This is a genomic window from Anaerovorax odorimutans, from assembly GCF_024459955.1.
In the GTDB taxonomy this organism is placed as follows: domain Bacteria; phylum Bacillota; class Clostridia; order Peptostreptococcales; family Anaerovoracaceae; genus Hominibacterium; species Hominibacterium odorimutans_A.
In genome coordinates, this window is sequence record NZ_JANFXK010000019.1 from 40705 (window position 1) to 64011 (window position 23307).

Here is a 23307-nt window from a genome sequence, read left to right on the forward strand (position 1 = left end):
ACATGATGATCCGTGTGGATAAAGACGCTGAACCTACCAAGGAAGGCGGCCGGATGCACATCATGGTCTGCGGAGGTACGGGATGTACGTCTTCCAGTTCCATGAAGATCATTGAAAATCTGGAAGAACTGATTCGCATCAATAAGATGCAGGATGATGTAAAGGTTGTAAAGACCGGCTGCTTTGGTCTCTGCGCCGAAGGCCCGATCGTAATGATCTATCCGGATCATATTATGTACACAACCGTACAGCCGGAGGATGTTTCCGAGATTTTTGAATCCCACGTTCAAAAAGGCGAAATCGTCAAGAGACTCCTTGCAGGAGACAAAACTGCCGAAGAAATTACCAACGCCCTGGACAACGTTGAGTTTTTCTCCCGTCAGATGCGTGTCGCCCTGAGAAACTGCGGTGCCATCAATCCGGAAGAAATTGACGAATACATAGCAAGAGACGGCTATCTGGCTCTGGAAAAGGTTATTACCGAAATGGAGCCGGAGGACGTTATTGACACCATCAAAGCTTCTCAGCTGAGAGGACGCGGCGGCGCCGGATTCCCGACCGGAACAAAATGGAGCTTTGCCGCGGCTCAGCAGGTTGCTCAGAAATACGTATGCTGCAACGCCGACGAAGGTGACCCGGGCGCGTTCATGGACCGTTCGGTTCTGGAAGGCGACCCTCATTCTCTCATCGAGGCCATGGCCATTGCCGGCTATGCCATCGGCGCCAATCAGGGCTACGTTTACGTAAGAGCGGAATATCCTATCGCTGTTGAGCGTCTTTCCATCGCCATTGAGCAGGCAAAAGCCTACGGCTTAATCGGCAAGGATATTTTCGGAAAGGGCTTTGACTTTGACCTGGAAATCCGTCTGGGAGCCGGAGCTTTCGTATGCGGAGAAGAGACCGCTCTCATGACTTCCGTAGAAGGAAAGCGCGGCGAACCGAGACCGAGACCGCCGTTCCCGGCAGTAAAGGGTCTGTTCGGCCAGCCGACCATCCTCAACAATGTGGAAACCTACGCCAACGTTCCTGTCATCATCTTAAAGGGCGCGGACTGGTTTGCGAATATCGGTACGGAAAAATCCAAGGGTACCAAGGTATTCGCGGTCGGCGGAAAGATCAATAACACGGGACTTGTTGAAATTCCAATGGGGACGACCCTGCGCGAGATCGTTTATGACATCGGCGGCGGAATTCCCAACGGAAAACAATTCAAGGCCGCTCAGACAGGCGGACCTTCCGGCGGCTGTATTCCTGCCAGTGAGCTGGATACGCCGATCGATTACGAATCCCTCATCGCACTGGGCTCCATGATGGGCTCCGGCGGTTTGATCGTCATGGACGAAGATACCTGCATGGTTGACCTGGCGAGATTCTTCCTGGAATTCACAGTAGACGAATCCTGCGGCAAATGCCCGCCTTGCCGGATCGGTACCAAGCGGATGCTGGAAATCGTAACCAGAATTACCGAAGGTAAAGGAACTATGGAAGACCTGGATAAGCTGGAAGTTCTGGCAAAGAACATCAAAGCTTCCGCTCTTTGCGGACTGGGCCAGACGGCTCCCAACCCGGTACTTTCCACCATGAAATATTTCCGCGATGAATACATCGCCCACGTTGTGGACAAAAAATGTCCGGCCGGTGTTTGTAAGTCGATGGTTAAATACATCATCGATACCGATACCTGTAAACGGTGCAGCATCTGTAAGAAGGGCTGTCCGACCCAGTGTATCTCCGGTGATAAGAATACGCCGTTCTCAATTGATCAGGATAAATGCGTTAAGTGCGGACTGTGTATGGAAAAATGTCCGTTCAAGGCCATCCTCAAGAATGCGTAAGAAGGGAGCGTAAAACAATATGAATAAAGTACATATAACCATAGATGGGATTAAGCTTTACGTGCCTGAGAATTACACCATTCTCGAGGCCGCGAAGGAAGTAAACATTACCATCCCGACTCTTTGTTTCTTAAAAGATGTAAACGAAGTGGGATGCTGTCGTATGTGCGTCGTGGAGGTCAAGGGAGCAAGAGCTCTGCAGGCTGCCTGCGTACATCCGGTAAGCGAGGGTATGGAGGTATTCACCCATACGCCGAAAGTTATGGAAGCCAGAAAGGTCAACCTGGAACTGATTCTCTCCAACCACAACTCCATGTGTCAGACATGTACGAGAAGCTGGATGGACTGTGAGCTCCAGTCTCTGGCCAACAAGCTGTCGGTGGATAACGTTCGTTTTGAAGGCGAGCAGAAAAAGCAGCCTCTGGACATTGGCGTTTCCATCGTCCGTGACCCCAACAAGTGTATCCTCTGCAGAAGATGCGTCAGCGCCTGCAAAAACATTCAGACTGTGGGCGTCATCGACTGTGTCAACAGAGGCTTTGAAACGAAAATCGCAGCTCCTTTCAACCTGTCCCTCGCGGATACGCCATGCGTAAACTGCGGACAGTGCATCAACTATTGTCCTGTCGGCGCGCTCCACGAAAAGAGCGATATCGACAAGGTTTGGGAAGCGATCTATGATCCTGACAAGCACGTTGTTGTGCAGACTGCTCCGGCAGTCAGAGTCGCTCTGGGCGAAGACTTTGAAATGCCCATCGGTACGCCTGTAACAGGCAAGATGGTTACGGCCCTGCGGATGCTGGGATTTGACAAGGTATTCGATACGGATACCGGCGCGGACCTGACCATTATGGAAGAAGGCGCTGAGCTGATCGACCGCATCAGAGGCGGCGGCACCCTTCCGTTGATTACCTCCTGCTCACCGGGCTGGATCAAGTTCTGCGAACACAACTTCCCGGATATGCTGGATCACCTGTCCAGCTGCAAGTCGCCGCACCAGATGTTTGGCGCTGTGCTCAAGACATACTACGCACAGAAGGAAGGCATTGATCCGGATAAAATTTTTGTTGTATCCGTTATGCCTTGTACGGCCAAGAAATTTGAGGCCGCAAGACCTGAGATGAACGTGGACGGACGCGCTGACGTGGATGTGGTTCTGACTACCAGAGAACTGGGCAAGATGATCTACGACGTAGGTATCGACTTCCCTGATCTGGGAGACAGCGACTTTGACGATCCGTTCGGCAACGCTTCCGGCGCGGGAGTTATTTTCGGTACCACCGGCGGTGTTATGGAAGCAGCCCTGCGTACGGTTGCCGATATCCTCAACGATTCCTCCGCAGATAACTTTGAATATGAAGAAGTCCGCGGTCTGGAAGGCATCAAAATTGCGACAATCGAAATCGCAGATCTCAAGGTCCGCGCGGCAGTAGCTCACGGCCTGGGAAATGCCAGAAAGCTGATGGACGCCATCCGTTCCGGCGAAGAATTCCACTTCGTAGAGATCATGGCCTGCCCCGGCGGCTGTATCAACGGCGGCGGCCAGCCACTGCAGCTGTCCGATGTCCGCAACTGGATCGATGTTCGTGAAGAAAGAGCCAAGGGCTTGTACAAGGAAGACCGCGCGACTTACATCCGCAAATCCCACAACAATCCTGCAGTTAAAAAGCTGTATAAGGAATTCCTGGGAATGGCCGGAGGCAAAAAGTCCCACGATCTCCTGCACACCCATTACCACGAAAGACCGAATTACGAAGAATAAACGACCACTTCTTTCCCCCGAAGCTTTTGCTTCGGGGGTTTTTTCATGGAGGCCTTTTATGCTCTTAGCAGCAAAGCACCCCCGGCCGCAGCGGCGGTAACTTTTCCTCTTTTTTGCAAAAAGTTACGCACTTTTCAATGCTCCCGCAGCCTCGGAAAGAGCCGATAGCACAAATTTTCATTTTCTGCCGCTTTGAGGGCCCGCAAACCCACAACTTTGCGTAACTTTTCCTTAATTTTGCGAAAAGTTACCGCAGGATGACGCGGGCGCTCCCCGCCGCTCTCCACCTCTCTGCCGTTTTTCTGCCGCCGTTCCGCCGCCTTGGCTTGGTGCTTTTTGCCCGAAACTATCCCTGAAGCAGACGAAACAAGTGGGTTTGAGGAAGGTGCCGTTTTGTTTTTCAGGAATTTCTATCTGAAATCCTTTAGCGAAGCTGAGAAACGTTGAAAAAAGATCCGCTTTTTGCATAGCATAGCACAAAAAGCGCCGGATTCGCTTTATCACATTATGCTGTAAAAGCAAAATGTTTACTATACAGCTGAAAGGCAAAAGACTTGCACTTGCCCAAGTCTCAAATAAGTGATATCCTATCGCTATGGAGGTACAAATATGGAAACAAGAACTGCACTGATTGGAATTGTAGTCGAGAATCCCGATTCTGTCGATAAGCTCAATTCCATTTTACATGATTACAAAAAATTCATCATCGGCCGGATGGGTGTGCCTCATCCGACTAAAGAAATTTCGATTATCAGCATCGCCATGGAAGCACCGGCTGATACTATCAGCGCGCTGTCAGGCAAACTGGGCGCCTTGCCGGGAATCAGCACTAAGACGATATACGCAAAAGTATGAGGAAACTCTTTTCTGCCCCAGCTATACGTAAACAAAAAAACCCTCGAAGGTCAGTTCCGATCATTGACCGGCTCTGCTTTCGAGGGGTTATTACGATTTCTTTTATAATGCCACACTATCAAAATAAATTTCATCCGGGCACAAGTCCTGTCCATGCGGCCAGCAAACGGTAAATCCATCGGCAGCTACAGATTTAAAATAACTTTCATCCCCAAGCTCTTCATACCATTCGCCCTTTATATACGGTTTAACGTCAAAGAGTTTTCTTTCCCCATTATCAAATTCAATCATAATTTGATAATCTGATACAGGAACGACTTTTTGAGCCACTGGCCTCAACATTGCGCACACCTCCTAACTTAAGGGATCAATTTTAAAATATCCATCACCAGCGAGCAGCAGATTCCAATTGGCCAGCAATTCATCCTCATGCAGGGATATCCATGCCTGCAGAAAACGCATCTGTTTTTTGGGGAAATCACCTTCGATAACCTCTCCATCTAAGCCCACGACAACTTCATGATCTCCATAAAGCGCATGAATGTGCGGCAGATTATGCTGCGCTCCGCTCTCGCTCTGCATTCTAATAATGATTCCATAGAACATTGATAACGTTGGCATTTATTTCTCCTTTTATTATATTCATTACTTGATTTAAATACAAGTGGTATTTGATTACATTTATTTACATGTAATATTTTACCATTGCACGTATCCTGCTGTCAATCCCATTTATTTCCTAAATTTGGAAAACAAAAAAACTGACCGGATGCCAGACTGCAATACAGTCTACTTCCAATCAGTTTTATCGCTTTAGTTTCTTATTTTACCGTTTTCTCCGCGCTCCGCCTTCGGCCACGTTCATTCTGGTAATGGCCTTGGCGATAGCGATCTGCGCCCTCGAAATTTCATCCGGGTCATGCTTTGTCTCGTGGGTCAGCCAGTCTTCCGCTTTGGCCTTCTCGCTGAGTACCCGGTCCATGTCAATATCTTCCGACCACTCTGCCGCATCGGTATAGATGATGATGCTGTCCCGCACATCGATAAAGCCCCCGGCAATGGCCGCGATGCGAAATTCGTTGCTGCCCTTGCCTTCCTCCTGAATCCACAGCTCTCCGATTTCCAAAAGCTTGCAGGCCCAGGAGTGGCCCGCCATAAAGCCCTCGTCGCCTTCCAGCGTCCGGGCTATGACCAGCTGCACCTTGCCGCGGTAAAAGACCTTTGACGGTGTAATGACCTCAAGTTTTACCGTTCTACTCATGGCTCTTCTCAAACCTTTCTACAACTTCATCAATGCCTCCGGCAAAGAGGAACATGGATTCCGGTATTTCATCATGCTTGCCTTCGAGGATTTCCTTGAAGCCTCTGACCGTTTCTTTCAGCGGCAGATATTTACCCGGAGTGCCTGTAAACTGCTCGGCTACGCTGAACGGCTGAGACAGAAATCTCTGGATTTTTCTGGCTCTGTTAACCACCAGTTTGTCGGAGTCGGACAGCTCATCCATACCCAGGATGGCGATGATATCCTGCAGGTCCTTGTATCTCTGCAGCACTTCCTGAACGCCTCTGGCGGTGTTGTAATGCTCATCCCCCAGGATCAGCGGATCCATGATTCTGGAAGTGGATTCCAACGGGTCTACGGCCGGATAAATGCCCAGCTCCGTGATGGCACGGGAAAGTACCGTGGTCGCATCCAGATGGGCGAATGTGGTGGCCGGCGCAGGGTCAGTCAAGTCATCCGCAGGCACGTAGATAGCCTGTACGGAAGTGATGGAGCCCTTCTTTGTGGACGTGATTCTTTCCTGCAAAGCGCCCATTTCCGTAGCCAGTGTAGGCTGATAACCTACGGCTGACGGTACACGGCCAAGCAGCGCCGATACTTCGGAACCCGCCTGGGTGAAACGGAAAATATTGTCGATAAACAGGAGCACGTCCTGCCCTTCCTGATCTCTGAAGTATTCCGCCATGGTCAGGCCGGTCAGGGCCACACGCATTCTGGCTCCGGGCGGTTCGTTCATCTGCCCGAATACCATGGCTGTATTGTTGATTACACCGGATTCGATCATCTCGTAATACAGATCGTTACCCTCTCTGGTACGTTCTCCTACTCCCGCGAATACGGAAATACCGCCGTGTTCCTTGGCGATGTTGTTAATCAGCTCCTGGATCAGTACGGTTTTGCCTACTCCGGCACCGCCGAAGAGGCCTACCTTACCGCCTCTGGTATATGGCGCGATCAGGTCGATTACCTTAATTCCGGTTTCAAAGATCTGTGCGCTTGTATCCTGTTCTTCAAATTCCGGTGCAGCTCTGTGAATGGAGGAACGGATGTCTGTGCCTACAGGCCCCTTTTCATCGATGGTTTCTCCGATTACATTGAACATTCTGCCCAGGACTTCCTTGCCCACCGGCACGCTGATAGGCGCTCCGGTGTCGATGGCCTCCATACCCCTTGTGAGGCCGTCGGTGGATGACAGCGCCACGCAGCGCACCACGTCATCCCCGATATGCTGAGCCACCTCCGTTACGATGTTCTTGCCTTCGAACTCAACATTGACGGCGCTCAGCAGTTCCGGCATTTCCTCCGGGTCAAATTTTATATCGATAACAGGCCCTATGATCTGATGTATGATTCCTTTGCCCATATCTACCTCCTACTATTTCTGCGCTTCTGAGCCGGCAACGATCTCTATGATCTCATCGGTAATTGCCGATTGACGCGCTCTGTTGTAATACAGGGACAGGCTGTCCAGCATCTCCCTGGCGTTGTCGGTGGCGCTTTCCATTGCCATACGTCTGGCGGCATGTTCGCAGGTGGCCGATTCCACCACTGCCGCGTAAATCATCATCTCTACGTACTTTGGAACCAGATAGTTGAATACGGCTTCCACCGACGGTTCGTATTCCACTGTTTTATCCAGCTTCATGATTTCCGGGTCGTTCTCAATGTCGAATGGCAGCAGAGTAACGTTTTTTACTTCCTGCTCCAGACTGCTGATAAACGATGTGTAGATCAGCACCACTTCATCGATCTTCCCTTCATTGTACATCTCAATGATCGGCTTACTCATCTTCTGTGTTTCCAGGAAGGAAATGCTTTCAGGCGGCGCCAGATACTCACTGTAGATCTCATAGCCCCGCTTCTCAAAGTATTCCTTTCCCCTGCTGCCAATGGCAACAATCAGAGGTTTTTCCCAGTCGGCCAGAATCTCTCGTTCCGCTTCCTTGATGATGTTGGAATTGAACCCGCCGCAAAGTCCCTTGCAGCTGGTCACGATAATATAGCAGGTGGTCTTGATCTCCCGGTTTCCCAGAAGATACTGTTTGGGAACCTCGCTGCTGTTATTAAAGATTTCCGCAATGGAATGGGTTATATAGTGAAAATTTTCATTGGTCTTTTCAAAGGTGGCCTTGGCCTTCCTCAGTTTGCCCGCAGAAACCAGTTTCATGGCATTGGTGATATGTTCCGTGCTGTTGACACTTTTAATCCGCCGCTTTATGTCCTGCATGCTGCTGGTTGCCATTTCCTCACCCCCTTCTTTTCGGATAATTTATTGATATGTCCCATTAGACACCTAGTTTTATGAAGGATTCTTTGCACAGCTTAATGCCTTCCTGCAGCTGCTTTTCCGCTTCTTCTTCCAGTTTTCCCGTTGCCTTGATGGACTTGCCGACTTCCGGATAATGGGTATCCATAAAATCGTAGAGCTCCTTCTCAAAAGGCTTTACTTGCTCGATTTCCAGATCAGCCAGATAATTATTGATGGCCGCGTAGATAATCATAACCTGATGGGCAACCGGGATCGGCTGATACTGGGGCTGCTTGAGAATTTCCATCAGGATCAGGCCGTGATCCAGCCGTTTTTTCGTGTCCGCGTCCACATCGGAACCGAACTGTGAAAAGTTGGCCAGTTCTCTGTATTGGGCCAGCTCCAGCTTAACCTTGCTGGAAACCTGTTTCATTGCCTTGATCTGCGCGTTTCCGCCTACACGGGATACGGAAATACCTGCGTTAACGGCAGGGCGCTGTCCGGTGAAGAACAGTTCCGTTTCCAGGAAGATCTGACCATCGGTAATGGAAATTACGTTGGTCGGAATATAGGCCGATACGTCGCCGGCCTGGGTCTCAATGATCGGCAGCGCCGTGATGGAACCGCCGCCCAGCTCATCGGAAAGTTTGGCCGCCCGCTCTAAAAGTCTGCTATGGAGATAGAATACGTCTCCCGGATAAGCTTCTCTTCCTGGCGGTCTCCTCAAAAGCAGGGACATGGCTCTGTAAGCCACCGCATGTTTGGAAAGGTCATCGTAAACGATGAGTACGTGCTTTCCTTCGTACATAAAGTATTCGCCAATGGCGCAGCCTGCATACGGCGCAATATACTGCAGCGGAGCAACCTCCGAGGCAGTCGCCGAAACTACGATGGTATAATCCATTGCGCCTTTATTTTCCAGCGTCTGTACCAGCTGTGCCACGGTGGACTGTTTCTGTCCGATGGCAACGTAGATACAGATCACGTCTTCTTCTTTCTGATTAATGATGGTATCGATGGCAATAGCCGTTTTTCCGGTCTGCCTGTCGCCGATAATCAGCTCTCTCTGGCCTTTTCCGATGGGAATCATGGAGTCGATGGCCTTGATTCCGGTCTGGAGAGGCTGGTTTACGGATTTTCTCTGCAAAACTCCGGGCGCAGGGTATTCGATCGGCCTGTGCTCTACCGCAGTGATTGGCCCTTTGCCGTCGATCGGCTGCCCCAGTGCGTTTACGACACGCCCGATCATCTCGGGACCCACCGGCACTTCTACCACTTTTCCGGTCGGCTTTACAATGTCGCCCTCTTTTATTTCTTTATCGGAACCCAGTATTACGGCGCCCACGTTGTCTTCCTCCAGATTCAGCGCCATGCCGTAGGTATCTCCCGGGAATTCCAGAAGTTCACCCGCCATGCACTTTTCCAGTCCGTAGACTCTGGCAATACCGTCCCCGACCTGTATAACTGTTCCAAAATCAGATATTTCAAGCTGATTTTCATAGCTCTTAATTTGTTCCTTTATGACAGCGCTTATTTCCTCAGGTCGTAAGTTCATATGGCTATCTCCTCTCTGTTAAAGTATTTTATTTCCCAGATCCTCAAAACGTTTGCGTATGGAAGCATCGATGATGCGGCCATCCACCAGGATCTTCACACCCCCGATCAGTTTGGGGTCCAGCTGATTTTCCAGCTTCACCTGCGTTTGCATCAGCTGCGAAGTCTGCTCCTCAAACTTGGCCAGCTGTTCCGGTTTTAAAGGCTCAACCGAATAGATACTTCCGTAGGAGTACCCCTCTTCGTGATTAATCATCTCTTTATATGCCTTTATGATCTTCGGAAAGTGCCGTGTTCTGCCCTTATCCACTAAAACGTAGAGCAGATTGAGGAGTTCCTGGCAGATCCGATCCTGAAACACTTTTTTAAGAACATCCTTCTTTTCTCTCGCAGAAATAGCCGGATAATTGATAAAAGCATAGAAATCCGGCTCCTGCTCAAAGATGCCCAGCATCTCGCAGGCTTCTTCCAGGATAAGATCCTTTTTTCCCGTTTCTTCGGCAGCCTGGAAAAGCGCGCTGCCATATGTCAGATCTACTGTTAATTCTGCCATTGACTTGCACCTGCCTGTTCAATGATCTCGTCTACAATCTGGTCCTGCCCGATCTGCGCGATATCCCGCTCCACGATCTTCTCGGCAGCCATCAGAGCCAGCGCGGCAACCTGCTGTTTCATCTCTGCCAAAGCCTTCTGCCGTTCCCGTTCGATCTGCTTTTCAGCCGCTACGATCATTTCGCTTGCTTTGTTGTTGGCATCCTCAACAATCTCTGCGGCCTGAGCTTCGGCGCGGATCTTAGCTTCTTTGATAATCTCGCGGCCTTCGCCCTCAATCTTGGCAATCCTTCTGTTGTAGTTCTCCATCTTTTCGTCAGCCTTGCGATTGACGGCTTCCGCACTGTCAAAAGCATCTTTTACCGCATTTTCTCTCGCTTCAATAAACTTGTGTACTTTCTCAAAGAAAAACTTTTTCAAAACAAGAAATAAGATGATGACGGTGATCCAGATCATTAATAAGGTCCAGTTAAATTCTATAAGCCCCGTATATTCCATTCCTACACCTCCCCGTCAAATATATGCTTCATCTTCATCTTATCCCAGCATTCCAACCAGCGGATTCGCAAAGAGAAGAACAATAGCGACTACGAACGCGAAAATGGTCGGAGTCTCCGCAACACCCTGCCCAACCAGCATGATTTTGAGAATGTCGCCCTGTGCTTCCGGCTGTCTGGCAACGCCCTCAACGGCGCGCCCTGCCGCGTATCCCTGTCCAACTCCTGTACCAATACCGCAGATCATCGCCAGACCTGCTCCTAATGCTGACATACCAAGTACAAATGCTTCCGGTGTAATTCCTGTCATTTTATAAATCCTCCTTAAAAATCTTTTGGTTTTATGTTACTCTCCCTTATGGGCACTGATAACGATCGCTTCCTGGGCAATGTATACCATGGATAGCATGGTGAAAATATACGCCTGCAGAACCGGTTCAAACATATCGAAGAACGCGTTGGCCGGCAGCGGCAGGATCGTATCGAAAATCGGCAAGCTCACCAGCTTGTAGGACAATGTCGCCAGTCCGCTGTAGACCAGAGACATAACGATCAATCCGCCGAGTATGTTTCCAAAAAGTCGAAATCCCAGCGAAAGAGGCCTTGCGATCTCCTCTATGATCTTGATCGGGAACATCCATGCCATCGGCGAAGCTAACTCTCTAAGTCTTCCCACAGGTCCCTGATAGCGGATAGCCGTTACCTGGACGAGCGCAAAAGTAGTCAGCGCCAGCGCAAAGGTACAGTTGAGATCCGTGGTTACCGGTCTGAATCCGAAAAGTCCCAGCATATTGGAAACCAGCAGGAAAAAGAAAATCGTTCCCATATACGGCGCGAATGCCTCGCCTACCTCTTTTCCCATGATCTGCTTTACCATATCGTAGGTCTTTGTTACAACCAGCTCCGCGACCACCTGTTTTCCTCTGGGAACCCGTTCCATCTTGCGAACGGACCATAAAGCCAGGGCTGCGATAATCACTGCTACAATGATGCCCCAGACAACGGTCTCCGTCAGATAAAAGCTCCCGTCACCGAATATGAATACCTTTTTTGGTCCAAGGTGAGCCAAATCATGCATAGTCACTCCTCCCTTCCGTAATATTCGTCTTCCGCCTGTTTGTCCTCTTCATCATACATGGCCTGGACCTCCGGGCGGATCTTGCGCTCCGTATTAAATTTGGGCTTAATCGCATAAAAATAATACATGGGCACCTTTAAAGTCAGAAAACCGATCAGACACGCGGCTCCGGCCGCATAGCTTTTGGTTATGCAGAAATAAAACGTCACACAATAGAGGATCATTCTCACGAAGAACCCGATTGAAGAAGTTCCTTTATTCCCGCTTTTCAACATTCGATCCAAGGTAAACGCCAGGATGCTGAAATTGATGATGGCTACGGCCAGACCGGCGATTAATCCAACAAGAAATCCGGTATCCCATCCCAAAATAAAAAAGGAAATCAGCTCGCACACTACGGCGACTAAACTCCCATACAGAAATATCTGTTTCTTTAAGTTGCGGATATCATCCATCGTTGTCATAATTTCCCCTTCTGCTTTCTGATTTTAGTAACTTTCTTGCCATATTAATATATTATAAACCTTTTCTTTCAAAAGTAAAGAATTGTTAAAAATTAGCCAAATATTTTTTGATAAAAACCGGTTGAAATCCGACAAATTCCAACATTTGTATCATTTTCTCAGTTGTGATAATGAAAAAAAAGCCCCTTCCCCTTAGGGGGAGGCTTTTTTTATTTTCCATAAACTTGCCTATGGCGCCTTTCATTTGGTAACTAGTTTGCTGTATCGTTGCCGTTGAGGTCCCGTATCACGTTTTTTGCCCATTTTTTTGAGAAAAACCGTCTCGTTAATGCGATTCCTTTCACCACATCTTCCAGCTTTACAGCCAGAACCGCGAAGTAAATCGGCCACTCCAGCACCAGGGCCGTGATGAAGGCCATCGGCACGCCGATACACCATACTGCCAGGACTTCCGCAAGCATGGCAAAGCGGGTGTCCCCGCCACAGCGCAGAACGCCGGTTATATTGGTGGCATTGTAAATTCCCATCCACATCGTACATCCGTATACCACCAGAATCCAAAACGCGAAGTGAGCGCCTTCATCAGTAAAATCAAAGAGGCTCAGCAGCGGCTTTCCGCACAGGATCAGTCCCGCTCCCGCGCAAATACCGATAATCAGACTGATGCGTATAAGTTTTTTTGCCAATTGATAAGCGTAATCCAGCTTTCCTTCACCCAGCTTCTGCCCCACCAGAATCAATGTGGCGTCTCCTACACTGAACGCCGCCATCATAAACAGGTTATTGATGGTATTGCACGCCTGAACCGCTGCGCCTTCCGTAACGCCGATCCTGGCAAAGGCCGCTATGTACAGCGCGGTGCCCAGTCCCCACATGGTTTCGTTGATCGTCGTGGGAATGGCATTTTTAACGATCTTCACAGCAAAGGCTTTATCAAACCCGAAAAATTCCTTCAGCCTGCCGCCGATCATATTCTTGCGCCCAAAGACGACAATCAGAGTCAGCGACATCTCGATGGCCCTTGCAATCATTGTAGCCAGGGCCGCTCCCGTAACGCCCAGCTTTGGCGCGCCGAAGCTGCCGAAAATGAACAGGTAGTTGAGGAAGGTATTGGTCAGGAACGCCGCTCCGCTGATATACAGCGGCAGTTTGGTCTGCTGGGTAGCCCGCAGAGCCGCGGTCAGCGGTACATTGATGGCCACGAACAGAAAGGCCGGGGCCGCCATCCTCACGTATCCGACACCCAGGTCGATCACTTCCGGGAATTTCGTAAAGATCCTCAGAACATAGTGTGGGAAAAACATGGCAGCAATAAAAAACAGGATGCTGATACTCATTGCCACAGTAATAGCAAACCCTGCCGTTTTCCTTATGTTGCGAAGGTCTTTGGCCCCGAAGAACTGAGCCATGAATGTGGATGAGCCGCTGGTAAACCCGAACATTACCATCCAGTGAATAAAATAAATCTGCACGGAAACCCCCACTGCGTTGAGCTCCGCTTCTCCCAGGCTGCCCACCATCAGGTTATCCACCAGATTGAGGGATGAGCCGATCAGGCTCTGCAGCGCGATCGGCAGGGCTACTACCGCCAGGGTTCTGTACAGCCCGTTTACTTTCGTGTTGTTTAAATTCTCTTCTCTTCTTGACATTCTTTTTTTACTTGTTGTGTTTCTTCTCCTTATTCTCTTTATTTTCTTTTTTCCTTATATTAACGGCATTGATCTCAATTTTCTTGTTGCTGGTATCGGAAAGGAGCACGTACAGCAGCATGACCGCGATAGCCAAAAGGCCCAGACATTCCACCATATAGTGCCTGCTGTATTCCACGGCCATTACACCCATGATACCGCTGATACAATACATAATCATCACTGATCTGCGCTGACCGAATCCGGCCCGCATGATCCTGTGGTGCAGGTGTTCTTTATCTGCCACCACAATGGACTGTCTCCGAATCACCCTCCGCAGAATCGCAAAAGCCGTATCAAAAATCGGCAGCCCCAGAACCAGCGCCGGAATGGCTACCGCCACCACAGTGGCGCTCTTCACCGGCTGGATCAGCGAAAAGGTCGCCAGACAGAATCCCAGCAATTGAGAGCCGCTGTCCCCCATGAAGGTCTTGGCCGGGTGGAAATTATAAGGCAGGAATCCCAGGGCGCCGCCCGCCACTGCCAGCATGGCCGTGGTCGCCACATAATGGCCGTGAATATACCCCGCATAGGCGATACACAGCGATGCGATGGCTGCGATCCCCGCTGCCAGACCGTCAAGTCCATCCACCAGATTGACGGCGTTGGTAATGCCCACAATCCACAGAACCGTCACCAGAAACGCTGCCGCGCTGCCAAAGATCAAATCATTCCCGCCCAGAAAGTCATTGATAAAATTCAGCCGGATGCCGGACGCGTAAACGATGCACGCGCAGATAAACTGCCCCAGAAATTTCAGCTTGGGGCTGATGTCCCACAGATCATCCACTACACCGAATATATAAATGAGAACCCCTCCGATCAGAATTCCCTCGATGCTCTTGCCCGGTATAAAGGCCGGCATAATAAAAATCAGGGTCGATGCCATGATTCCTATAAAGATTGCCATGCCGCCGAACCGCGGCACGGGCTTGTCGTGGACCCTTCTTTCATCCTTAGGGACATCCATTGCTCCGATTTTGGGCGCCAGCCAGATCGCCAGCGGTGTAAACGCCAGGGCCAGTACAAAAGATGTCAGAAAGGAAGCCCATAATACAAAATAGTTGAACCCCACTGTTACTGATCTCCTAACATTACAATTTTCAGTCCGGCTTCCGCCAGAATGTCCACGGACATCTGATCCGGATACCCTTCTTTCACTACGATTCTTCGGATACCTGCGTTGATAATCATCTTCGCGCAGATGATGCAGGGCTGATTGGTTATATAGATCGTAGCGCCTTCAATACTGTGGCCCAGAGTGGCGGCCTGAATGATCGCGTTCTGTTCCGCATGAAGCGCCCTGCACAGCTCATGCCGTTCCCCCGAAGGGATTCCCAGCTTCTGGCGCAGACAGCCTCCTTCCAGCTCGCTGCAGTGTTTGAGGCCCTGCGGCGCACCGTTATATCCTGTAGCGATTATATGTTTATCCTGAACGATCACCGCGCCTATCTGCCTGCGCAGACAGGTGGATCGCTTTGCCGTAAGTTCCGCCATTTCCATGAAATATTCATCCCATCCGGGGCGTTCATTCATCATATCCTGGTACCTCCTGTATTTCATAATAAATCTCTCCCAGATACAGACCCTGCGGCGGCGCCGTATGCCCCGCGTTCTGCCTGTCCCCGCTTTCAATTATGGACGCCGGCGCCATGGGATGGATCTTTCCCATACCGACTTCCACCAAGGTTCCTGTTATAATTCTTACCATATTATAGAGGAATCCGTCCCCTGTAATTCTTATCTGGATATCGCCGTCCGATTCCGTAATGTCCAGCTTATAAACTGTCCTGACCGTTGTCTCCCGTTCAGTTCCCCCGGAAGACTGAAAGCATTTGAAATCGTGGGTTCCGACAATCTGCGCCGCTGCCAGCCTCATGGCCTCAAGATCCAGCGGCTTTGCTATCTCATAGCAGTAATTTCTGCGGAACACATCCACGTGCTGCGAATTGCGTATTTTATAGATGTAAGTTTTACCTTTGGAATCAAATCTGGCATGAAAGTCCATGGGCATTTCCCGGACATCCGTAATTCGAATCGGCCCGGTGGCAGTCTTGCCCCGCATTCCGCCGGCAAGCCGGTGGTTCACGGCCAGCGCCAGCCTGTCCGTAGGAATCCCAAACTCTCCTTTAAAGCTGGCCCGCTGTCCATAGGCGTGAACGCCGGCGTCCGTTCTGCTGGTGCCGTCCACGCGGATTTCCTGTCCGCATACAGCCGACAGAGCCTCCTCCAGAGTCCCCTGAACCGTCTTCCGCTTCGGCTGTCTCTGCCATCCGGAAAACTCCGTGCCATCGTACTCAATGGTAAGAAGAAGGTTTCTTTCCATACCGCGCCTACCTTTTGGGCAGAAGGATCTGCTTGTTATCCCTTGATTCTCTGTAAAGCACGAATTTTCGCCCGATAGCCTGTACAAATTCCGCGTTCAGTTCCTGCGCCAGATCATTGGCCACCTCTTTGGGCGACAAACTGCAGCCCTCCTGCAGCTTGACCTTCACCAGCTCCCTGGACTCAAATCCGTTTTCCATTTCTTTTTTTATATTTTCCGTCAATCCGCTTTTTCCCAAAAAAACCGTCGGCTCCAGATCATGGGCCAGTTTTTTGAGAAAGCTTCTCTGTTTACTCGTTATCATCTCTTATCCTCTCTTTTATAGCGCCCAAAGGCGCTTATATTTATTATTATACAATATCAATATCCAGAAACACCATGGAAAAGCTATCGTTTTCTCCCTATTTTCGCCTTTTATGTTCCAATCGCAGCAGCCTGGTCTGTCTGGCCACATAAATCTCCCCCGTTTTGCTGCAATCAGGCTCTAAAAATGTCAAACTGTCCGCTTCTTTGCCTCATTTATGACATTTATAGCCGGCAGAGATTAAAAAAGACATGGTTTTATGTGGCCAACTGCTAAAAATAGTTGGTATAGGAACATAAATAGCGCTTTCCACCAGTTTTCCCGGTTGTGCGTACGTTCAAATCAGTTTTGACGAATAGCGTAGGCTGCCAGGCAACCAAGGCTATATCTACATATGCACTTTCATAGCAAACAGCCCTCAAGGGAAAAAGTTTCCACACAGGCAAACTCCGCAGGGCGCAGCCCGAGGACATTGCCGGAGCAAAACTTTTTCCCTTCTATTATATATGAATTCTCGTTTTTTACAACAGCGGCCAGATAATTACTGCATAAAAAATGGCGCTTCCGCATATATAGGGTCCCAGCGGAAGCATGTCATTTCGCTTGATTTTCCGCCGTATGAGCAGGATGGAAAAGATCAGCGCGCTGCTGACAGCCGATATGACCAGCACCGTCAGGGTGCTTCGAAATCCCAGCGCCAGCCCGACAGCTGCAAAGAGCTTTACATCTCCCAGTCCCAGGGTTTCTTTTTTGAAGATCAGCTTTCCCAGGAGCGCGGAAAACAGCATCACGCCCCCTCCCAGCAGCGCGCCCCAAAGCGGCGCCAGAAAGCTGCTGTGATAAGGAATGAAGCCCAGCGCCGAGATGGCCGTAAGGATGACAAACTGATCGGGCACGATTCCGTATTTTTTGTCCGCCAGAGCGATTAACAGCAGTGCCCAGCAAAGGACCAGAGACGCCAGGGCAAACATCCAGTCAAAGAATACCAGCCGAATCAGGCCGGCCATGAAAAATCCGGAATAGATCCATTTCCAGGGAAACCCTTTGATTCTCTGGGTGTAGGGGTCTTTTAGCTCTTCGCCGGGTTCTTTCCCATAATCGCAGAGCCACCTGGCAGGGATCTTGTTGAAAATGTATACCGCCCCGTGTCCTGCCAGTATTCCCGCAGCCACAGCGCCGCAAATTTTCCCTATCATGATGACAAGATTCGACATACTTTTCACCTCTTTCGCAGCATCGTCCTTTTATTCTACCAATTTCGACAAAACATCACAACATTTTTTCCCCATAGCTCACAAATTGTCGTAAATGTGTTGTGGATTTTTGTCTATTTTCCCTATAAAATCTATTTAAATAGCAGTTTAAGAAAAAATAGGGGGTAAATTGATTTATGAAAAAAAATGATACGGTTATTACGACAATAACCTGTGTAAGCTCTATATTTATAATTAACATTATCATTTTGCTGTTTTTACATAATCGGGATTTGAGTACGGGGGTGGCTATTTTATTGGAGAATTCGCTGGTGATTTTCGGATTGCTGCTGATTACAATGTTTGTGGCGGAATCCATACGGTTAAAGAAAATGAAGGGAGCCATCAGCTATTATAACGATTTTTCCAACAGTGTTCTGCAGCATGCGGAAAACGGACTTGCCGTGCTGGATGAAACCAACAATTTTGAATTTGTCAGCGGTCGTTTTAAGGAGCAGCTGGGGCTCAATGACGTTTCTCTGGTCGGATGCAATGCCCTAGAATATCTGCCCAAGAGCATCTATCGCTTTTTAATGGAGTATCGGCTCATTCCCCATTCGGAGACAACGGAGCCGGTCCGGCAGACGCTGCAGCTCCAGGAGTCCTTTTTTGAGGTATCGGCCTTTGGTGTGGTGGATAAAGAGAATCACACAAAATGTATCCTTACGATTTATGACCATACGAAACAGGTTCTTATGGAACAGCAGCTGGTCGACCAGCTGGAGGAAATGCAGTTCCACATTGAGGCAAAGGAGTCGCTTTTGGCCAACGTATCCCATGAACTTAAAACACCGCTCAACGCGATTATCGGCCTCAGCCAGATCCTGGAGCAGACCCGGCTCAGCGACCGGCAGAAGGAGCTGGTTTCCAAGATCAATACTTCATCCGATTACCTTTTGAACCTAATCAATGACGTATTGGATTTTTCCAAACTGAAAAAAGGCGCAATCAGCCTGGAATCCTCCCACTTTCGCCTGCGGGACCTGCTGACCGATCTGGAAACGACGTTCCGTCCCGTGGCCTCGCAGAAGGGGCTTCATCTGCTGACAGACTACAAGTTTGATCCTGATCTGTGCCTTAATCTGGACCGGCTGCGCATGGAGCAGGTAATGGTGAACCTGATTAATAACGCCTGTAAATTCACAGATGCCGGATACGTCCGCATCAGGGTGTCCGTCCTGAAAGAGTTCCAGGATACCATCACAATAAAGACGTCCATCGAGGATACGGGGATCGGCATTGAACCTGAGAACCTTTCGGGAATCTTTACGGAATTTTATCAGGCAGAGGGACACCTGACAAAAATGCACCAGGGCGCGGGACTGGGACTTCCGATCTGCAAATATCTGGTGGAACACATGGGCGGCACGCTTTGGGCCGAAAGCAAAAAAGGCATGGGGTCCACCTTCTGTTTTACACTCACCGCGCCCAAATATTACAGCTCTGAGGAAGAGGTCGAACCTCCTGCGCCGGTTCTCCGCGGCCATGGGGAAAAAATCCTGGTGGTTGAGGATACGCCCATCAACTATGACGTGGTTGAGGACCTGCTCATCCGTGTAAACCTGACCTGCGAACACGCGGACTCCGGCCTGTCCGCTCTGAAAATGTGCGAAAGCGCCGGCGACGGATATTACAGCGCTATTCTAATGGACATACATATGCCGATCATGGACGGCTACGAAACAGCCCGTAAAATAAAAGAAATGGGCATAACCGCACCGATTATCGCCCTTACTGCAACCAATATGGATGAGGAGATACAAATGAGATACCAGCATTTATTCTGTGATTTTATACTGAAACCATTCAAATACACCCAGCTGTACAATGTTCTGTCTCCCTGCGTAGCAGCCACAGCCGCCGATAGCCCGGACGAGCTTTCGGAAGATCCATATGCGGGAAAGGACACGGCCATCGAAAACCTCGGCGGCAGCATCGCCCTTTACGAAAAGCATTTGACCCGGTTTAAAACCAACTATGCCCATGCCTGTGAAACGCTGGAGGATCACCTGACATCCGGTCAGAGAGAGCAGGCCAGGATTCTGGCTCACTCTATCAAGGGTCTGGCCGGCACCCTGGGCCTTACCTATCTGGCGCGTTCCGCGGAAGCTCTGGAATCGGCCATAGACAACGGGGAGGAAAACCTCTCGCCCCAAATCACGGCTTTTCGTCACAAGCTGCGGCAGGTGACCGATCAGTAACGTCCCTGCAATAGCCTGTCCGCCGGCCGCACAACGGAAGCAGAAGGAAAGGGACATGGCGTCTCCCTTCATTCCGCTTGGGTTTTCAGCATTCTTCCATTTTAATGATTGAAACCTCATAGGCCACCTTGACGCTCACATTGCCTTCATCGTCACGTTTTTTATACTCGCGGCTCTGTATCCTTCCTTCGATGGATAACTTGCAGCCTACGTCCAATTCGCCGCCGTAAGCCGCATTCCGGCCCCAGGCTATGCAGGGTATGTAATCCGACTTGTTGTACATACGATTGACCGCCAGCATCAGGTCGCAGATTTCTCTCCCCAGCGGCGATGTCCTGCGGACCGGTTTTTTGCACACGAAGCCTTCCAGATAAATTCGGTTCTCATGAGGAAGCTCCTCTTGCTGAACCTCCACTTCTCTGGCAAAGACCACGACGTTAAGTCTGTTTTTCCCTTCGCGCTCCTGATTATAGGTGCGCACCTGCCCGGAGACTTTCACGGTCTGACCCGGCGAAAGTGTCATGCTGCCGATAAGCCGTTCGGATACCATCAATCTGATATCATCCTCATAACCGCTTTTTCTGACAACCCCCAGCAGTGCGATATAAAAAGCTTCTCCGTACGTTTTGTGGCTGAATTCCAGTTCCGACAGGACTTTCCCCACCAGCTGCGCGCTGTTTCCTTCCAGAATCTTTTCCATAAAAATCCCCCTAAAGCAAAGTATCTATACGTTGAAGTATATTGCTTCAGGGGGAAAATTATTACTCTAAATCCAGCTTCATGACTTCCGGATGGCAGGTTTTTCCGTATTGCGGACAGGTGAAGCACTCAAAAAAGTTGGGCGCTTCTTCTCTGGGAATGGTTTTGAATCCGTACTTTCGGAAAAACTCCGGCGCACGGGCTACCAGATAAATGCTGCCGCCGCCCCGGGAAAGGGTTTCTTCTACGGCCTTGTCCAGGAGAATTTTGCCGATTTTCAGCTTCCTGTAGATTTTTTCTACGGCAATTCCATCTATGATGAATTCGCCTTCTCTTTTGGCCAGTACCAGCGCCGCCACCAGATCTCCCTCTTTTCCATGGGTTACCTGCCAGCATTTTACCAGATCAGTGGGCACCGGCTCTTCTTCGGAAAACTCCAGTGCATTTTCGATAAAGAAAGGTACCAGTTTTTCATAGTCCTTGGTTTCGGACATCACTATGTTAATCATCTATATATCGTCCTCCTCTGTAAAGATTTTCAGACGGTTGTGCAGAAGCGTGAAATGGAGCGGCAGCTTCTCGCCCTTTTCTCCATCAATATCCGTGGAGATTTCATCCTCGCTCTCAATCGTCAGGTCATCGGTTTTGAATGTCAGAACGTTTCGGTTCTTCGAATGGTTACCGTGGATTACGTTGAAAAGCAGCGGTCCCAGCTCGATAATCGGCATCTTGCGGAACAAGATCACGTCCATCAGCCCGTCATTGACTTCTGATTCCGGGGAAATATTTTTAAAGCCCCCCGCCGATATGCCGTTCATGACTACCATAAAGTACATCTCTTCTTCATAGGTCGCCTCCGGCGTAATCAGTCTTACCCTGTGGGCCCGCAAATTGGGGACTTCCGTGACGGCTTTGAGGTAATAGGCCATGACACCGATGGTATTCTTCAGATTGGGATCCGTCTTCTGGCTCACGTCGATCAGGGCACCCATAGCTGCCACGTTGATGAAATGGCGGTCATTAACTTTTCCCACGTCCGCGTTGGTGAAATGTTCTCCCAGCGCGATGTCAATCATTTTGTCAATATCACTTGGAATCTCAAAGTAGTAGGCAAAGTCATTGGCCGTCCCTGCCGGGAAAATTGCCAGCGGCAGATGGATGTCGTGGCGAATCATGGCGTTGACACAAATGTTGATGGTGCCGTCACCTCCGGCCGCGATGATCTGGCGGTACTCGTCCACGTTCATGGTAGCCAGCGCCCTGTCGATGGCCATTCCTTTGGCCGCACGGATCGGCACCAGCTGATATCCCGCAGTCTGAAAGCGGTCTATGATATAGTCCAAGTTGTTTTTAAAGAGTCCATTGCCCGAGTTCGGGTTATAAAACAGCAGTACTTTTTCTGCCTTTTCATGACACATTAGCTAAACATCCCCCTTATTTCTCCTATTAAATACAGTGATCCCGCACAGACGACTACTTCCGGGCAGGATTGGTGTTCCATTGCCGCACGGCAGGCCGCCCTGGCGTCTTTCACCACTTTACACACAGCGCCTTTTTCTGTCAGCAGGCCGGCCAGAGCTTCGGCATCCATTTTTCTCGGATTATCCGGCTCCGATACGATGAACTGGTCCGTTATACGGCGCAGCTCATCGGTAATCTTATCGGTTTCCTTATCCGCCAGCATTCCGGTAACTATGACGATGCGGCGCTGCGGGAAACAGGTTTCCACAGTTTTTCTAAGCGCCGCCGCGCCCGCTTCATTGTGCGCGCCATCCAGTACAACGCAGGGATCTCCTTCGAACACTTCGAAACGCCCCGGCTGTCTGGCTTGCTGCATGCCTTCATATAATTTGTCGCGTCTGATTTTTATTATACGTTGTTTTCTAAGAATTTCCAAGGCTATTAAGGCTGTTTTTGCATTCTCTACCTGGTGCCTGCCGGCCATACCGATGCGAACGCCGCTGTAATCGGTGCCGTAGATTTCCATATCAAAGGCATATCCTTGGGCCGATTCTTCCCGGATACCGTATTTCAGCTTTGTGGCATCGTAGAGAATACAGCCCTTTTCATAGGCCTTCTTTGCGATGACAGCCGCGGCCTCCGGCTGCTCCACGTTGGAAACAACGGGAACGCCCTCTTTAATGATTCCGGCCTTTTCACCCGCGATTTCCGCAAGGGTATCTCCCAGCCGGTCCATGTGATCGTAGGAAATGGAAGTGATAATGCTGATCAGCGGCTTTTCTATCACATTGGTGGAGTCACCGCTTCCACCCAGCCCCACTTCCAGAATCACGAAATCCGCTCCGCGGGCCGCGAAGAACAAAAACGCCACAGCAGTTACCACTTCAAATTCGGTGGGCGAATCCAGGCCTTCTTTTACCATTTCTTCCGCTTTTTCCACGGCCTGGGCAGTATATGTTTCCAGCTCCTGATCGGAAATGAACGCGCCGTCAAGCTGGATGCGCTCGTTGAAGCTCTGAATAAAAGGCGAGGTATAGAGCCCCACCTTGTATCCGTTGGCTTTCAGAGCCTCATAAATGAACTTGCATACGGAACCCTTTCCATTGGTTCCGGCTACGTGGATCGCTTTCAGGTCCTGCTGCGGATTTCCCAGCTTCTCCAAAAGCACGTTCATTCGTTCCAGCCCCAGGATGCTTCCAAAACAATCAAATTCGTGTATTTTTTCTATTGCATCCATTCCGCTTATCC

Annotated in this window: 25 protein-coding genes; 4 read left to right on the forward strand and 21 right to left on the reverse strand. The window is 49.8% G+C overall.

The features are described from left to right. Positions 1–2 precede the first annotated feature (2 nt). The 3 genes from nuoF to NE619_RS14810 all read left to right on the forward strand — a co-directional run bounded on the left by nuoF (position 3) and on the right by NE619_RS14810 (position 4452). Positions 3–1835, forward strand: a complete 1833-nt coding sequence (gene nuoF, locus NE619_RS14800) for an NADH-quinone oxidoreductase subunit NuoF (protein WP_420314511.1) — start codon at positions 3–5, stop codon at positions 1833–1835. 19 nt (positions 1836–1854) lie between these two features. Then, positions 1855–3597, forward strand: coding sequence for an NADH-dependent [FeFe] hydrogenase, group A6 (locus NE619_RS14805; protein WP_256133225.1), 1743 nt, complete (start codon positions 1855–1857; stop codon positions 3595–3597). A 609-nt stretch (positions 3598–4206) separates the two neighbouring features. Next, on the forward strand, positions 4207–4452 hold the full coding sequence (locus tag NE619_RS14810) for a TM1266 family iron-only hydrogenase system putative regulator (protein ID WP_256133226.1): 246 nt from the start codon (positions 4207–4209) through the stop codon (positions 4450–4452). 102 nt (positions 4453–4554) lie between these two features. On the opposite strand, the gene NE619_RS14815 is transcribed toward NE619_RS14810, so the two are convergent. The 17 genes from NE619_RS14815 to NE619_RS14895 form a co-directional block, all read right to left on the reverse strand. Beyond that, positions 4555–4794, reverse strand: a complete 240-nt coding sequence (locus NE619_RS14815; protein WP_256133227.1) for a DUF2442 domain-containing protein — start codon at positions 4792–4794, stop codon at positions 4555–4557. Between the two features lie 12 nt (positions 4795–4806). Continuing rightward, entirely contained in the window at positions 4807–5073 is a 267-nt protein-coding gene (locus tag NE619_RS14820) for a DUF4160 domain-containing protein (RefSeq protein ID WP_256133228.1), read from the reverse strand. A 205-nt stretch (positions 5074–5278) separates the two neighbouring features. Further along, positions 5279–5713 carry an ATP synthase F1 subunit epsilon gene (gene atpC / locus NE619_RS14825; protein WP_256133229.1) on the reverse strand — a complete coding sequence of 145 codons (435 nt, stop codon included), beginning with the start codon at positions 5711–5713 and terminating at the stop codon, positions 5279–5281. Then, a complete protein-coding gene (gene atpD / locus NE619_RS14830; RefSeq protein WP_256133230.1) occupies positions 5706–7097 on the reverse strand; it encodes a F0F1 ATP synthase subunit beta in 1392 nt (463 codons plus the stop codon). The genes atpC and atpD overlap by 8 nt, the downstream gene beginning before the upstream one ends. A 12-nt stretch (positions 7098–7109) precedes the next feature. Beyond that, on the reverse strand, positions 7110–7976 hold the full coding sequence (gene atpG, locus NE619_RS14835; RefSeq protein WP_256133231.1) for an ATP synthase F1 subunit gamma: 867 nt from the start codon (positions 7974–7976) through the stop codon (positions 7110–7112). 43 nt (positions 7977–8019) lie between these two features. Continuing rightward, positions 8020–9537 carry a F0F1 ATP synthase subunit alpha gene (gene atpA / locus NE619_RS14840; protein WP_256133232.1) on the reverse strand — a complete coding sequence of 506 codons (1518 nt, stop codon included), beginning with the start codon at positions 9535–9537 and terminating at the stop codon, positions 8020–8022. A gap of 18 nt (positions 9538–9555) precedes the next feature. Next, positions 9556–10089: an ATP synthase F1 subunit delta gene (atpH, locus tag NE619_RS14845; protein WP_256133233.1), complete on the reverse strand. Its 534-nt coding sequence runs from the start codon at positions 10087–10089 to the stop codon at positions 9556–9558. Then, on the reverse strand, positions 10077–10586 hold the full coding sequence (gene atpF / locus NE619_RS14850; protein WP_256133234.1) for a F0F1 ATP synthase subunit B: 510 nt from the start codon (positions 10584–10586) through the stop codon (positions 10077–10079). The genes atpH and atpF overlap by 13 nt, the downstream gene beginning before the upstream one ends. Before the next feature lie 39 nt (positions 10587–10625). Beyond that, positions 10626–10895 (reverse strand): ATP synthase F0 subunit C, encoded by a 270-nt coding sequence (atpE, locus tag NE619_RS14855; RefSeq protein ID WP_256133235.1) that lies wholly within the window; start codon positions 10893–10895, stop codon positions 10626–10628. Positions 10896–10931: 36 nt separating this feature from the next. Beyond that, on the reverse strand, positions 10932–11663 hold the full coding sequence (gene atpB, locus NE619_RS14860) for a F0F1 ATP synthase subunit A (protein WP_256133236.1): 732 nt from the start codon (positions 11661–11663) through the stop codon (positions 10932–10934). A gap of 2 nt (positions 11664–11665) precedes the next feature. After that, positions 11666–12127, reverse strand: coding sequence for an ATP synthase subunit I (locus tag NE619_RS14865; RefSeq protein ID WP_256133237.1), 462 nt, complete (start codon positions 12125–12127; stop codon positions 11666–11668). Between the two features lie 251 nt (positions 12128–12378). After that, positions 12379–13776, reverse strand: a complete 1398-nt coding sequence (locus tag NE619_RS14870; protein ID WP_256133238.1) for an MATE family efflux transporter — start codon at positions 13774–13776, stop codon at positions 12379–12381. A 7-nt stretch (positions 13777–13783) separates the two neighbouring features. Then, positions 13784–14890 (reverse strand): MraY family glycosyltransferase, encoded by a 1107-nt coding sequence (locus tag NE619_RS14875; RefSeq protein WP_256133239.1) that lies wholly within the window; start codon positions 14888–14890, stop codon positions 13784–13786. Between the two features lie 2 nt (positions 14891–14892). After that, positions 14893–15354 (reverse strand): deoxycytidylate deaminase, encoded by a 462-nt coding sequence (locus NE619_RS14880; protein ID WP_256133240.1) that lies wholly within the window; start codon positions 15352–15354, stop codon positions 14893–14895. Next, entirely contained in the window at positions 15344–16141 is a 798-nt protein-coding gene (truA, locus tag NE619_RS14885) for a tRNA pseudouridine(38-40) synthase TruA (protein WP_256133241.1), read from the reverse strand. Before truA ends, NE619_RS14880 begins: the two co-directional genes overlap by 11 nt. A 7-nt stretch (positions 16142–16148) precedes the next feature. Further along, complete coding sequence (yhbY, locus tag NE619_RS14890) at positions 16149–16445, reverse strand: ribosome assembly RNA-binding protein YhbY (protein ID WP_256133242.1); 297 nt, start codon at positions 16443–16445, stop codon at positions 16149–16151. Between the two features lie 521 nt (positions 16446–16966). Beyond that, positions 16967–17659, reverse strand: coding sequence for a prepilin peptidase (locus tag NE619_RS14895; protein ID WP_256133243.1), 693 nt, complete (start codon positions 17657–17659; stop codon positions 16967–16969). Positions 17660–17835: 176 nt separating this feature from the next. Between NE619_RS14895 and NE619_RS14900 the strand changes: the two genes are divergently transcribed. Continuing rightward, positions 17836–19899 (forward strand): ATP-binding protein, encoded by a 2064-nt coding sequence (locus NE619_RS14900; protein ID WP_256133244.1) that lies wholly within the window; start codon positions 17836–17838, stop codon positions 19897–19899. 85 nt (positions 19900–19984) lie between these two features. Here NE619_RS14900 and NE619_RS14905 read toward each other — a convergent pair whose 3' ends face one another. The 4 genes from NE619_RS14905 to NE619_RS14920 form a co-directional block, all read right to left on the reverse strand. Further along, positions 19985–20599, reverse strand: a complete 615-nt coding sequence (locus NE619_RS14905; protein WP_256133245.1) for a single-stranded DNA-binding protein — start codon at positions 20597–20599, stop codon at positions 19985–19987. A 61-nt stretch (positions 20600–20660) separates the two neighbouring features. Continuing rightward, positions 20661–21107 carry a GNAT family N-acetyltransferase gene (locus tag NE619_RS14910; protein ID WP_256133246.1) on the reverse strand — a complete coding sequence of 149 codons (447 nt, stop codon included), beginning with the start codon at positions 21105–21107 and terminating at the stop codon, positions 20661–20663. Next, positions 21108–22016, reverse strand: a complete 909-nt coding sequence (locus tag NE619_RS14915; protein ID WP_256133247.1) for a YegS/Rv2252/BmrU family lipid kinase — start codon at positions 22014–22016, stop codon at positions 21108–21110. It lies immediately after the preceding gene. Next, positions 22016–23296: a bifunctional folylpolyglutamate synthase/dihydrofolate synthase gene (locus NE619_RS14920; protein ID WP_256133248.1), complete on the reverse strand. Its 1281-nt coding sequence runs from the start codon at positions 23294–23296 to the stop codon at positions 22016–22018. Before NE619_RS14920 ends, NE619_RS14915 begins: the two co-directional genes overlap by 1 nt. Positions 23297–23307: the final 11 nt, after the last annotated feature.

What these genes read in the sequence shown, in the direction of transcription:
- nuoF (WP_420314511.1), top strand. Translation starts at nt 3, where the DNA reads ATGATGATCCGTGTGGATAAAGACGCTGAACCTACCAAGGAAGGCGGC.
- NE619_RS14805 (WP_256133225.1), top strand. Translation starts at nt 1,855, where the DNA reads ATGAATAAAGTACATATAACCATAGATGGGATTAAGCTTTACGTGCCT.
- NE619_RS14810 (WP_256133226.1), top strand. Translation starts at nt 4,207, where the DNA reads ATGGAAACAAGAACTGCACTGATTGGAATTGTAGTCGAGAATCCCGAT.
- NE619_RS14815 (WP_256133227.1), bottom strand. Translation starts at nt 4,794, where the DNA reads ATGTTGAGGCCAGTGGCTCAAAAAGTCGTTCCTGTATCAGATTATCAA.
- NE619_RS14820 (WP_256133228.1), bottom strand. Translation starts at nt 5,073, where the DNA reads ATGCCAACGTTATCAATGTTCTATGGAATCATTATTAGAATGCAGAGC.
- atpC (WP_256133229.1), bottom strand. Translation starts at nt 5,713, where the DNA reads ATGAGTAGAACGGTAAAACTTGAGGTCATTACACCGTCAAAGGTCTTT.
- atpD (WP_256133230.1), bottom strand. Translation starts at nt 7,097, where the DNA reads ATGGGCAAAGGAATCATACATCAGATCATAGGGCCTGTTATCGATATA.
- atpG (WP_256133231.1), bottom strand. Translation starts at nt 7,976, where the DNA reads ATGGCAACCAGCAGCATGCAGGACATAAAGCGGCGGATTAAAAGTGTC.
- atpA (WP_256133232.1), bottom strand. Translation starts at nt 9,537, where the DNA reads ATGAACTTACGACCTGAGGAAATAAGCGCTGTCATAAAGGAACAAATT.
- atpH (WP_256133233.1), bottom strand. Translation starts at nt 10,089, where the DNA reads ATGGCAGAATTAACAGTAGATCTGACATATGGCAGCGCGCTTTTCCAG.
- atpF (WP_256133234.1), bottom strand. Translation starts at nt 10,586, where the DNA reads ATGGAATATACGGGGCTTATAGAATTTAACTGGACCTTATTAATGATC.
- atpE (WP_256133235.1), bottom strand. Translation starts at nt 10,895, where the DNA reads ATGACAGGAATTACACCGGAAGCATTTGTACTTGGTATGTCAGCATTA.
- atpB (WP_256133236.1), bottom strand. Translation starts at nt 11,663, where the DNA reads ATGCATGATTTGGCTCACCTTGGACCAAAAAAGGTATTCATATTCGGT.
- NE619_RS14865 (WP_256133237.1), bottom strand. Translation starts at nt 12,127, where the DNA reads ATGACAACGATGGATGATATCCGCAACTTAAAGAAACAGATATTTCTG.
- NE619_RS14870 (WP_256133238.1), bottom strand. Translation starts at nt 13,776, where the DNA reads ATGTCAAGAAGAGAAGAGAATTTAAACAACACGAAAGTAAACGGGCTG.
- NE619_RS14880 (WP_256133240.1), bottom strand. Translation starts at nt 15,354, where the DNA reads ATGATGAATGAACGCCCCGGATGGGATGAATATTTCATGGAAATGGCG.
- truA (WP_256133241.1), bottom strand. Translation starts at nt 16,141, where the DNA reads ATGGAAAGAAACCTTCTTCTTACCATTGAGTACGATGGCACGGAGTTT.
- yhbY (WP_256133242.1), bottom strand. Translation starts at nt 16,445, where the DNA reads ATGATAACGAGTAAACAGAGAAGCTTTCTCAAAAAACTGGCCCATGAT.
- NE619_RS14895 (WP_256133243.1), bottom strand. Translation starts at nt 17,659, where the DNA reads ATGTCGAATCTTGTCATCATGATAGGGAAAATTTGCGGCGCTGTGGCT.
- NE619_RS14900 (WP_256133244.1), top strand. Translation starts at nt 17,836, where the DNA reads ATGAAAAAAAATGATACGGTTATTACGACAATAACCTGTGTAAGCTCT.
- NE619_RS14905 (WP_256133245.1), bottom strand. Translation starts at nt 20,599, where the DNA reads ATGGAAAAGATTCTGGAAGGAAACAGCGCGCAGCTGGTGGGGAAAGTC.
- NE619_RS14910 (WP_256133246.1), bottom strand. Translation starts at nt 21,107, where the DNA reads ATGATTAACATAGTGATGTCCGAAACCAAGGACTATGAAAAACTGGTA.
- NE619_RS14915 (WP_256133247.1), bottom strand. Translation starts at nt 22,016, where the DNA reads ATGTGTCATGAAAAGGCAGAAAAAGTACTGCTGTTTTATAACCCGAAC.
- NE619_RS14920 (WP_256133248.1), bottom strand. Translation starts at nt 23,296, where the DNA reads ATGGATGCAATAGAAAAAATACACGAATTTGATTGTTTTGGAAGCATC.